The 11,874-nt window shown below is 45.8% G+C and carries 11 protein-coding genes; 10 read left to right on the top strand and 1 reads right to left on the bottom strand.

All coding sequences use genetic code 11. The annotated features are described in order from the left end of the window. The first annotated feature begins 15 nt into the window (after positions 1 to 15). Positions 16 to 174: a FeoB-associated Cys-rich membrane protein gene (locus D1155_RS00630; RefSeq protein WP_160200479.1), complete on the top strand. Its 159-nt coding sequence runs from the start codon at positions 16 to 18 to the stop codon at positions 172 to 174. Positions 175 to 233: 59 nt separating this feature from the next. Here the strand turns inward: D1155_RS00630 and D1155_RS00625 are convergent, their stop codons facing one another. Further along, positions 234 to 845 (bottom strand): nitroreductase family protein, encoded by a 612-nt coding sequence (locus D1155_RS00625; protein WP_160200478.1) that lies wholly within the window; start codon positions 843 to 845, stop codon positions 234 to 236. A gap of 284 nt (positions 846 to 1,129) precedes the next feature. Here D1155_RS00625 and hrcA point away from each other — a divergent pair, with 284 nt between their 5' ends. The 9 genes from hrcA to D1155_RS00580 all read left to right on the top strand — a co-directional run bounded on the left by hrcA (position 1,130) and on the right by D1155_RS00580 (position 11,784). Then, entirely contained in the window at positions 1,130 to 2,173 is a 1,044-nt protein-coding gene (gene hrcA, locus D1155_RS00620) for a heat-inducible transcriptional repressor HrcA (protein ID WP_160200477.1), read from the top strand. Positions 2,174 to 2,187: 14 nt separating this feature from the next. Beyond that, a complete protein-coding gene (grpE, locus tag D1155_RS00615; protein ID WP_251613582.1) occupies positions 2,188 to 2,736 on the top strand; it encodes a nucleotide exchange factor GrpE in 549 nt (182 codons plus the stop codon). Positions 2,737 to 2,927: 191 nt separating this feature from the next. Next, the gene (dnaK, locus tag D1155_RS00610) at positions 2,928 to 4,811 is read left to right on the top strand and encodes a molecular chaperone DnaK (protein WP_160200475.1); all 1,884 of its coding nucleotides are present in this window, start codon (positions 2,928 to 2,930) and stop codon (positions 4,809 to 4,811) included. A 212-nt stretch (positions 4,812 to 5,023) separates the two neighbouring features. Further along, positions 5,024 to 6,175, top strand: coding sequence for a molecular chaperone DnaJ (gene dnaJ, locus D1155_RS00605; RefSeq protein ID WP_160200474.1), 1,152 nt, complete (start codon positions 5,024 to 5,026; stop codon positions 6,173 to 6,175). Between the two features lie 125 nt (positions 6,176 to 6,300). Then, positions 6,301 to 7,464 carry an iron-containing alcohol dehydrogenase gene (locus D1155_RS00600; protein WP_160200473.1) on the top strand — a complete coding sequence of 388 codons (1,164 nt, stop codon included), beginning with the start codon at positions 6,301 to 6,303 and terminating at the stop codon, positions 7,462 to 7,464. A gap of 146 nt (positions 7,465 to 7,610) precedes the next feature. Beyond that, the gene (locus D1155_RS00595) at positions 7,611 to 8,903 is read left to right on the top strand and encodes a DUF362 domain-containing protein (RefSeq protein ID WP_160200472.1); all 1,293 of its coding nucleotides are present in this window, start codon (positions 7,611 to 7,613) and stop codon (positions 8,901 to 8,903) included. Beyond that, positions 8,903 to 9,175 carry a hypothetical protein gene (locus D1155_RS00590; RefSeq protein ID WP_160200471.1) on the top strand — a complete coding sequence of 91 codons (273 nt, stop codon included), beginning with the start codon at positions 8,903 to 8,905 and terminating at the stop codon, positions 9,173 to 9,175. The genes D1155_RS00595 and D1155_RS00590 overlap by 1 nt, the downstream gene beginning before the upstream one ends. Before the next feature lie 29 nt (positions 9,176 to 9,204). After that, positions 9,205 to 10,524 (top strand): MFS transporter, encoded by a 1,320-nt coding sequence (locus D1155_RS00585; protein WP_160200470.1) that lies wholly within the window; start codon positions 9,205 to 9,207, stop codon positions 10,522 to 10,524. An 81-nt stretch (positions 10,525 to 10,605) separates the two neighbouring features. Further along, positions 10,606 to 11,784 carry a thiolase family protein gene (locus tag D1155_RS00580; protein WP_160200469.1) on the top strand — a complete coding sequence of 393 codons (1,179 nt, stop codon included), beginning with the start codon at positions 10,606 to 10,608 and terminating at the stop codon, positions 11,782 to 11,784. The last annotated feature ends 90 nt before the right edge of the window (positions 11,785 to 11,874 follow it).

The raw sequence follows: 11,874 nt of genomic DNA, 5'->3' as shown, positions 1-11,874 counted from the left end.
TGGAGGGGTGATAGCATGAATGCAGCAACGATTGGCGTATTACTCATTGTAGTAATACTGGCAGGGCTTGCGCTTTGGTCGATTATCAAGAGCAAGAAAAATGGCGGCGGCTGTGCAGGCTGCGATGGCTGCGGCGGTGGCTGCAGTCACTGCAATGTTGAAAAGGGAAATTGAAGAGAACATGAAAGAAAAGGACGGTGCGCCAAATGACGTACCGTCCCTTTGATATTGTACTAGATAATCTCTGCGATTTCTTCAAAACTCTTTTTCTTTAGTATAGGAAGTTTGTAGTTAGGATCAGGTTTACCCACGACAAGAACCATAACCGGAGTTTCCCCTTCCGGACGCCCGAGAAGGGTGCGAAGGAAGGTTGGCGGTGCCGGTGTATAGGTCAGACTGGCAAGACCGGCGTTTCGCAGCGCATTGATCAGAAAACCGATGGAAATACCGATGGATTCGTTGACATAATAATTCTGATCTTTGGTACCGTCTTCCAATGTTTTGTACCATTCCTTGAAGATAACGATGAGACAAGGTGCTTGTGTAAGGAAAGGCTTTTCCCAGTTGACGTCCAGCTTGTCAAGGTCAGCTTGCCATTCGGCAGTAATTTTGCTTTCGTAAAATTTCTTTTCGACTTTTTCGGCTTCTTCTCGAATTTTTGCTTTCATAGCCGGATCGGTTACGATACTAAAATGCCAAGGCTGCTTGTCTGCACCGTTAGGGGCAGTTCCCGCAGTTAAAACACAGTTTTTGATCACTTCCATGTCAATGGGATCTGGCAGGAATTCTCTGTATGTACGGCGCTTGCGGGATTCTTCCAAAAGTTTTTTCGATTTCTCTTTCATGAAAAAATACCTCTTGTAAAATAACTAAGAAAAGAATAGCACAGTTTTTTTGACAATGCAAGGTATAATTGTTATACTTGAACAAAAAATATTCATATATATTGTGGTTTATAAACATGAAACGCTGTTTCTCTGTACAGTGGAACAGTGCATGCATTCACCAAAAATACACAAAAACATCATAAAAAAATGTGAAAATCCTGTTGACATTAGGGTAGAATAGGACTATATTATATATAGTGATTAGCACTCGAAAGAAGTGAGTGCTAATAAGGAGAAGCGTTATGGAATTAACAGATAGAAAATTGAAGATTTTACAGGCCATTATCAGTGACTATGTCAGATCAGCAGAGCCTGTGGGTTCCAGAACCCTCTCGAAGAGATTTGATCTAGGTATCAGTCCAGCCACAATCAGAAATGAAATGAGTGACCTGGAGGAGATGGGATATCTGACCCATCCGCATACTTCGGCTGGTAGAGTTCCTTCTGATAAGGCGTACAGATTATATGTGAATAAGCTGATGGAGAAACGTGAGCTGAGCCCGATTGAGAAAAATCTCATTGCAGAAAAACTCAGGGCAGATGTCAGCGAATTTGATGAGACTATCAAGCACGCTGCCAGAATCCTTTCAGAGATTACCAATCTGACTTCTTTTGCGATGACGCCGACCAAAAATGAGGATACCCTGAAGTTCATCAACCTATTGCCGGTGGATGAGACTACAGTGGTTTTGATGATCGTGTCAGAGAGTGGAAAGATTTCTAATACAGCCCTAAGAATGCGGGTACCATATACCGAAGAAGGACTGCAGATTCTGGCAAAGAATATGACCTATAATTTTAACGGCAAGAAGATTACAGATGTTCTGAAAGAACACATTATCGCAAGTTTTGAGTCTGACATAGAGGCGATGAGCAAGCTGGCTGAGAATATCATGCCAAACTTTATGAAGACATTGGAAGATATGCTCAATGTGAATCTCTATATGGATGGACTTACTAATATATTCGACATTCCGGAATATAACGATCTGGAAAGGGCAAAGAGCTTTCTTTCGCTTCTGGATAAGAAAGAAGACTTTGCGAAGAAGTTAATGGAGAGAGAAGATGGTATCATCGTTACCATTGGAGATGAAAATGCTGATGATTTGATGAATGATTGTTCCATGATTACGGCAACCTATCATGTAGATGGCAAGATGGTCGGCAAGATTGGCGTTATCGGACCGACTCGTATGAAGTATGGAGAAATTACTTCTATCATCGAGTATCTGACTGACAATCTCAGCAGCACATTTCAACTAGAAGGCGGTGAAGACGAAGAGTGAGTGAGGAGACTAAGGTGAACCAGGAAGAATTAAAAGAAGAACTGAACCAAGAAGAAGCAGTAGAAATGGAAGAAAAAGAAATTCCGGAAGATGATAATGCTGAGGAATCCTGCGAAGAGCAGACTGAAACCAAAGAAGAGACATCTGAGGAAGACGAGGCGCTGAATACCAAATATCTTAGATTGATGGCAGACTTTCAGAACTATAAGAGACGGGCAGAAAAAGAGAAAGGCGATATTTATGCCTATGCCAATGAGAAAATTATTGTAGAACTTTTGACCGTCATGGATAATTTTGAAAGAGCGCTGCAGCACGAATCCGCAGACGAAAGCTTTGCAGAAGGCATGAAAATGATTTTCAAACAGCTGACTGACGTATTAGAAAAAGCCGGTCTGGAAGAGATCAAGGCACAGGGCGAGGATTTCGATCCGAACTTCCACAATGCTGTCATGACTGAAGACAATGCAGAGTATGAAAGCGGCAAAGTGACAGAAGTGCTTCAAAAGGGATATTTGCTTAATAAGAAGGTTATTAGACCTTCGATGGTTAAAGTCAATAATTAACTTGTCAAATTGTCCCACAGCGTTGTTGCTCTTGATGTTTCGCTTCTCACGTACCAGGAGTACGCTCCGAGGCTCAACATCTTCGGCGCCTAGCTGTGAAACAATTTTACGGCGTTAATTAAAAGGAACGGCTTTAACGAAACTAATGTAAAAAAAGAAAATTTATTATAATCCAAAAGGAGGAATTTTAAATGGCTAAAGTAATCGGTATAGATTTAGGAACAACAAACAGTTGCGTATCCGTGCTGGAAGGTGGCGATCCTGTCGTAATCGCAAATGCAGAGGGTAACAGAACTACACCATCTGTAGTGGGTTTTGCAAAGAATGGTGAAAGACTGGTAGGTGAAACTGCAAAGAGACAGGCAGTAACCAACCCGGACAGAACCATTGCGTCCATCAAGAGACACATGGGTGAAGACTACACTGTAGAAATCGACGGCAAGAAATATACGCCGCAGGATATTTCTGCAATGATCCTTTCCAAGCTGAAGGCGGATGCAGAGGCTTATTTAGGTGAAAAAGTAACAGAGGCAGTTATCACTGTTCCTGCTTACTTCTCCGATGCCCAGAAGCAGGCAACTAAGGATGCAGGTAAAATTGCAGGTCTGGAAGTAAAGAGAATCATCAACGAGCCGACTGCTGCATCTTTGGCATATGGTCTTGACAAGGAAGAAGGGTCTCACAAGATTCTGGTATATGACCTGGGCGGTGGTACTTTCGACGTATCTATTCTGGAACTGGGCGACGGCGTATTTGAAGTACTGGCAACCAACGGTGATACCCACCTGGGCGGTGACGACTTTGACAATGCAGTGATGAACTTCCTGGCTGACAGCTTTGCGAAGGAAAACGGTGTAGATCTTCGTGCAGACAAGATGGCACTGCAGAGACTGAAAGAGGCAGCTGAAAAAGCGAAGAAAGAATTATCCAGTGCACAGACCACTAACATCAATCTGCCGTTTATTACAGTAACCGCAGACGGTCCGCTGCACATGAATATGGATCTGACCAGAGCGAAATTTGACCAGCTGACTGCTGATTTAGTAAAGAAATCAATCGAGCCAATGAAGAAAGCTATGGCAGACGCAGGTGTTACCAATGCTGACCTGGCAAAGGTTATCTTAGTCGGCGGTTCCACCAGAATTCCGGCAGTACAGGAAGCTGTTAAGAATGTAACCGGAAAAGATCCGTTTAAGGGTATCAATCCTGACGAATGTGTATCTATCGGTGCTGCTATTCAGGCTGGCGTATTAACCGGCGAAGTTAACGATGTACTGCTTCTGGATGTTACACCGCTGTCTCTGTCCATTGAAACACTAGGCGGCGTAGCTACTAAGCTGATTGAAAGAAATACAACGATTCCAACTAAGAAGAGTCAGATTTTTTCCACAGCTGCTGACAATCAGACTGCTGTAGATATTCACGTAATGCAGGGTGAACGCGAAATGGCTTCCGGCAACATTACACTGGGTCGTTTCCAGCTGACCGGCATTGCACCGGCTCCTCGCGGTATTCCGCAGATTGAGGTTACCTTCGACATCGACGCAAACGGTATCGTAAATGTTAGCGCAAAAGACTTGGGTACCGGCAAAATGCAGAACATTACTATCACTTCTTCCACCAATCTGTCTGAAGATGAAATCAACCAGAAGGTAAAAGAAGCAGAACAGTACGCAGAAGAGGACAAGAAGAGAAAAGCTGAAATCGAAGAAAGAAACAAGGCTGAAAATCTGGTATACGAAACAGAAAAGGCGCTGGGTGAATTAGAAGGCAAGATTTCTGATGATGAAAAGAAATCTGTAGAAGACGCAAAGGAAGACCTGAAGAAAGCATTAGAAGCAAACAATCCGGATGATATTAAGGCAAAGACTGAAGCTTTAACTGAAAAGTTCCATGCAATTTCCACCAAGCTTTACGAGCAGGCTGCGCAGGCACAGCAGGCGGCAGGCGGAGCAGGTTTTGATCCGAATATGGCTGGCGGATTTAATCCGAATGCAGGCGCAGATAGCGCAGCAGGTCCTGCAGGGGATAATGTTGTGGATGCAGATTACGAGGTTGTGGACGACGACAAATAAAATGCTTGCTAAAATCGCTTGTGGCGTTGTTGAAGCCCTAGCCCGATTTGCATGAGCAAATCGATGGTTGGCAAACCTGTGCACTACGAAAATTTTTCGACGTGAAAACAACTAGCTGCTAAATGAAATTTATGAATTTGCTCACGGCGGAGGGACTCCGTCGCGGGCAAATTTCTGCGTTATTGTAAATTAAGTAATGGAAGGTGAAAGTAATGGCAGAAAAACGAGATTATTATGAGGTCCTGGGGCTACAAAAGGGTGCCAGTGACGATGAAATAAAGAAGGCCTTCCGAAAGATGGCGATGAAGTATCATCCTGACAGAAATCCGGGTGATAAGGAGGCCGAAGAAAAATTCAAAGAAGTCAATGAGGCGTATGGTGTATTATCGGATGCTGATAAGAAGAGTAAATATGATCGCTTCGGTCATGCCGGTGTGGATCCAAATGCCGGTTTTGGCGGAGGTGGCTTTGGCGGCTTCGGCGGAAGTGGTGGCTTTGATGATATCTTTGATATTTTCGGCAATATGTTCGGTGGCGGAGGCGGCTTTGGCGGCGGCAGTGCCAGAAGGAACGGACCGAAAAAAGGTCGGGATCTGCAAAAGGCGATTACGATTGAATTTGAAGAAGCTGCTTTCGGAACAAAGAAAGAGATTAGTATTAATAAATATGTAAAGTGCAGCACCTGCAACGGCGAAGGAAATGCGCCCGGAACCGAGAAGAAAACTTGTGCAAACTGCGGCGGAACAGGTCAGGTTCATACCGTGCAGAGAACGCCGTTTGGGCAGTTTCAGAGCACAGGTCCGTGTCCTGAGTGCGGCGGTAAAGGTACTGTGATTGAGACACCGTGTCCTGACTGCAGCGGTAGCGGTAGAGTTCGCAAGACCATTAAAATCAACGTGGATATTCCTGCCGGCGTGGACAACGACAGCGTAATTCCAATCAGAGGGCAGGGTGAACCGGGAGAAAACGGCGGACCAAACGGAGACCTCTACGTTGTAATTACTGTAAAACCGCACAAGGTTTTCAGACGTGAACGTGACAATTTATACTTAGATATTCCAATCACATTTAATCAGGCGGCGCTAGGCGATGAAATCACCGTGCCAACTCTGGACGGCAAGGTTTCCTACAAAGTGCCTGCCGGAACACAGCCCAACACAGTATTCCGGTTAAAAGGCAAAGGGATGAAGAATGTACGCAGCGGCCGCATGGGTGACCTCTATGTGAAAGCAGTGCTGGAAGTTCCAACCAAGCTGAACGCAAAGCAGAAAAAGGTCATTGAGGATATGGGAAAAGCAGTAGACCATAAGTGCTATCAGAAAAAATCCAGCTTTGCGGAGAAGATGAAGGAACTGTTTAAATAGCAATTTTCGAGAGAAAAATAAGCGTGTATATGCTAAAAGCATATGCACGTTTTTTTGTAGATAAGAAAGTTAAGCTGGCATATTTCTTGCTTTTTTATTGATCAGAAACAAATGGAGGTACAGATATGTTTGATTTTCATTTTAGTATACCGACGGAAATCTATTTCGGAAAGGGATGTGAAGAGCGGGCTGGCGCTCTCATGGGCCAATATGCCAGCCGGGTACTGATGGTGTATGGAAGCGAGCGGATTTTTCAGATGGGGCTGGGTGAAAAACTGGTCTCATGGCTGGAAGAAGCGGGCTGCACTGTATTTCGATTAGGCGGAGTGAAGCCTAATGCGAGCACAGACTATATTCGCAGCGCGATAGAGCTGGTTCGCAGGAAACAGATTGACGGCATTTTGGCCATTGGCGGCGGCAGCGTCATGGATTCAGCGAAAGCCATTTCCGCAGGCGCTTATTTTGAGGGAGACATCGTGGAATTGTATTCGGATCCACAGGCTGAGCCGAGTCGATTCTTGCCTGTGGGTGCAGTGGTGACGATGCCGGCTACAGCCAGTGAATCCAATGAAATGTCGGTAATCAGTGACAGTATATCGGGAAAGAAAATTGCCCGGGCATTTGCCCAGTCAAAGCCTAAGTTCGCGTTACTTAATCCGGCGCTGACCCTTAGCATCAGCTGTTTTCAGACTGCCAGCGGAGGTTTCGACATCTTTGCGCACGCCTTTGAGCGGTATTTTGACTTAAACAGAAAGAGTAGTCTCTTGGATCGTATGACACTTGCGCTCATAAAAGAAGTGGTGGAAACTTTGCCTAAAGTGCTCAAAAATCCGGAAGACGAAGGGCTGCGCGCAGAACTCATGCTGGCGGCGACAGCAGCGCATAATGACATGCTTGGCCCGGGCGGTGATTTTGCCTGCCATGAAATGAGTCACCAGATCACAGAGACCTTCGGCGTGGCGCATGGCGCTGCTCTGGCCATACTAATTCCGGCTTGGTGCGAATCTGTCAGTCATCGCGCGCCACAACGCTTTTGTGAATTTTTCCGGGAAATCTTTGGCGTTGAGGGAACCTGCGAACAAGAGATTATCCAAAATGGAATTGCTGCCTTAGAGCGTTTTATTGCGGAGATTGGCCTTTCTCAAAGACTGGAAATAGAGGAAAGAGATTTTGCTAAGTTGGCTGAACAGACGCTGAATGGAAGACCGTTTATCGGATGGGGCCTGGCAGGGCTTTCTGCCGCAGATATAGAAAAAATTTATAGAAAATGCCTGGTATGTGTTGCATAAGCGCAACAGGTTTGCGAGTACACGCAACAAGATTTGTTATTTTCATAACAATTCCTTGCAAAAATCACATTTTTTCTTTGGCACAGTTTTTGCTCTAGTTAGAAATGTAATTATAAATTATGTCGGAATTTTTAAGGAGGAGAAAAATGAGTAAAGCGAAATCACTGGTTGCTCTTGCAAAAGGCGATGATATTCAGGCAAATGTAACAAAGGTATTTGACCTGATGGGCGGTGTTACCAATGTCATTCGCAAAGGGACTACTGTGGTTCTAAAACCAAACGCAGGACATGCGGAACCACCAGAAACTTCTGTATGTACCAATCCGGAGGTAGTAAGGGCGGTTATTCGCGAGGTAAAAAAGGCAGAACCGAAGAGAATTATCGTAGCGGAAGCTGCTGCAATTGGATGTGATACGATGGAATGCTTTAAGGTCAGCGGCATTCAGGCTGTTGCTGAAGAGGAAGGCGTTGAACTGATGGATATCAAACGCGACAAGGATTTGGTAAAGGTCGCAGTTCGCGGATTCCGCTCTAATATCGATTCCGTAAAGCTGCCTAGATTCCTGCTGGAAGCGGATCATCTAATCAACCTGCCGATTCTGAAGGCACATGCTTCCATGGTATTCTCCGGCGCGCTGAAGAATATCAAGGGAGTGGTACAGGACAAAGTACATATGGATATGCACAAGCAGAACTTGACGATGGCGATGATGGACGTGTGGTCCGTATGCCGCGCTGATATCAATATTATGGATGCGCACCGTGCAGCGTCTGGGTACAGCCCGCATATGCCGGTTCCAATTGAATCTCATATGATTTTGGGCTCTAAAGATCCGGTTGCCATCGACCGTGTTGCTTGTGAAGTGACCGGTATCGATACGACAGCCGTAGATTATTTCAAAGTAGCAGAAGAAACCGGTTTAGGAAACTATGCCATGGATCAGATTGAAGTCGTGGGCAATACCATCGAAGAGTCCTTCATGAAGATGTGGATTCCGTATATCGGAGATATGAGCACCAGATGGCCGGAATACGATGTAAGATGCAAAGGCGGATGCTCCAGCTGTCAGGCGCTGCTTGCCATTAATATGGAAGAACTCAAGGCGGTAAACGCTTACGATGAGAATGCCGGAATGACTGTTGTAATCGGCGGACTCAACGAAATTCCGGAAGACATTCCAGATGAAAAGATTGTACTTCATGGAAACTGCACCAAGAAATATCTGAAACAGCATCCTGGCGCATATCATATCCTGGGATGTCCTCCGAATGAACCGGCTCTGTATTTGACCATTCAGAGGCATGAAACAATTGATGGAACAGGTGATCAGGAGGATGAAATCATTCGTCCGTGCATGGCAAGAGATGCACAGGTATGGCACGATTACGTTTTCGCTAAATTTGAAGAATACAAAAAAGAAAATCCGGAGGCAAAATAATGGACGGTTATATCAGAGTAAAAGCTGGGAAGGAATTTTGGGATATTCTGAATCTCATTTTTACCGATGAATTCATGCAGAAACATACCAACTTTGAGAACTTTGAGTACTTCCGTTATTCCAGCGCGGTAATGTGCAGTTGGAGCGGGGAATATATGATTTATCCGGAAACTGTCTTCAATAATTTTGTGGTCGAAAGCACTGTTTTCAAGACTTGGGACGAGATGGTCATGAAAGCGGCGGACGAAAAATTTGAGAAGAAAATAAGCTAAAACTAAAATGATAAAGAGGAGATATAGATATGGCTGACAACAAACAAAAGCTCCAGTCTGAAAACACCAAATCTAACTTTGGTAAAGGCTGGCTGATCATATTTTATTCAATGATTATGTTTTTCTTTCTGATTGGCTTCTCTATCGATGGGCAGAATATCGTAATCGATCAGTGGATCAATGCGAACGGCGGCGGAGCTGATCCAACCGAATTAAAACCGCAACTGCTGAAATTGGCCATGTATGCCGGATTCATCGGCGTAGTTGCTTACTTTGTCATCGGTAGAATCCTGGTCAAGGTTGGAGGAAGAGCGCTCTCTGCAGCATGTCTTGCTTTAGCAGGCGCTTCCTACATCTACTACGGACATTCAACGACAACTACAGGATATTTCATCGGTTTAACGCTGGTTACAGTATTTATCAACGGCGCTGCTTACATCGGAGGCGGCAACCTGGTTACGCAGTGGTTCCCGAAGAAAAAGGGTCTGGCAAACGGATACACCACCATGGGTCACAATCTGGGCTCTGCATTTTATGTACCACTGATTAGCGGATTGATCGGTGCATTCGGCATTGCGAAAGGGATGATGATGCCTGGTATCGCTGCGATTATTATCGCTGTAATCGCTTACTTCATCATAAGAAACACACCGCAGGAAAGAGGTATGTATCCCGATAATGTATCAAAGGAAACATATGAATCCGAATATGCGCAGGAGACAGAAAACGACGAACCAAGATGGACCGTCGCGAAGCTGTTAAAGACCAAAGAGATGTGGTTCGTTGCCATCATCATCGGCATCAACCAGCTGGTTACCACCGGCGTAATGAGCCAGATGGTTCCAAGAAACATCGAACTGGGTTTTGCGCCTGAAAAGGCTGTATGGTTAATGACAGTCTGCGCCGTTGTCGGCGTCTGCGGATCTTACGGATTCGGCTGGCTTGACCAGAAGCTGGGTGTTAAGAAGGCGGTCATCATGTTCCTGGTATGGTATTGTGCAGCTCTGGCTGTAAACTACGTCCTGAACAGTATGTTAGGCGGATATATCTGCGTGGCAATGGTAGGCGTAGCCATCGGCGCTGCCGCCAACTTCATGACTTCACTTCCTGCATCCGTATTCGGAAGACAGAGTTTTGACGTTGTATACTCCATCTACTTCCCGGTGATGCAGATCGTATTGATGATGAACTACTACATCAACGCGAAGGCTCTGGAATTGACCGGATCCCTGAGAGGCGCTTACCTGGTATTCATCGGTCTTTTAGTTGTCAATGTTGTACTGATCAACTGCTTCGATACGAAGAAGTACAACCTGGACTACAAGAGAGAAGAAGAGCTGGGTGCGTAAACAGTTTTAGAAAATCTGGACAGGCTGCTTCCGTAGTGAAGCGGCCTGCCCGTATATATAAACGGAAAGGTGGAATTTCACATGAGAAACGTAGTGATTACAGCGGGCTGCAGAACGCCGATTGGAGCGCTTGGCGGCCAGTTTAAAACTTTGACATCCTTAGATCTTTCTATTCCGGTCATGCAGAACCTCATCGAGCGCGCAGGCATTGATCCGGTTATCATCGAGGACGTAATTTGGGGATGCAACTATCAAAGAACCTATAAAGAAAACAATCTAGCCAGAGTAGCTGCAGTCAAAGCGGGGCTGCCGGTGACCGTTCCCGGTATCACCATTCACAGAAACTGCACCTCCTCCATGTCTTCCATTCAGTTCGGCTATTATCAGATTAAAGCTGGTGAAGCGGACTGCATCATGGCAGGAGGCGCGGACAGCATGAGTACGGCGCCGCATATGGTATTCAACGCTCGCTACGGGCAGAAATACGGCCATATGGAGCTTCGGGATTCTATGTGGGATTCTCTGACTAATCTGGGCGTAGGCCCTGCCATGGGTATCACGGCAGAAAATGTGGCGGACGAGTACGACGTGACCAGAGAACAGATGGACGCCTATGCTCTGCGTTCTCAGCAGAGAGCCGTAGCTGCCATTGACGCCGGCAAGTTTCAGGACGAAATCATTCCGATTACTATAAAAGGTAAAAAAGGCGATACCGTCATCAATACAGACGAGTATCCGCGTCGTGATGCCAGTCTCGAAAAGCTGGCAAAGCTGAAGCCGACTTTCAAAGAGGACGGCAGGGTAACGGCAGGCAATGCCTCCGGCATGAATGACGCGGCTTCCGGCGTGATTCTCATGGCGGAGGATAAGGCAAGGAAGCTGGGTGTTCCGATTCTTGCCCGCATCAAAGCAGTGGCAACCACAGGCGTGCGTCCTGAGGTGATGGGAATCGGTCCAATCAGCGCATCCCAGAAGGCGCTGGAAAAGGCAGGTCTGGCAGTGGACGACATCGACCTCTTTGAAATCAACGAAGCTTTTGCAGCGCAGTGTCTCGCCTGCCAGAAGACGCTGGGTATCCCTGATGAAAAGCTGAACGTCAATGGCAGTGGAATTTCTCTGGGACATCCGGTAGGTGCGACCGGTTCTCGTCTTGTCATTACCTGTATGTACGAACTGATGAAGCGGAAGCAGAAGTATGGACTTGCAACCCTTTGTGCTGGTGGCGGTATGGGAACTGCAGTCATTATTGAGATGGTATAATGAACGCAAATAACCATATCAGCGTTGCTGCAAGGAAGCGTTCATTGAATCATGACTTGCGATTCTATATTCAAAGGAATCGTCATGGTA

This window comes from Anaerotruncus sp. 80 (genome assembly GCF_009936115.1).
Classification (GTDB): domain Bacteria; phylum Bacillota; class Clostridia; order Peptostreptococcales; family Anaerovoracaceae; genus Senimuribacter; species Senimuribacter intestinalis.
Note: the sequence above shows the minus strand (reverse complement) of the source record. Positions and strands in the feature narration are given on the sequence as shown.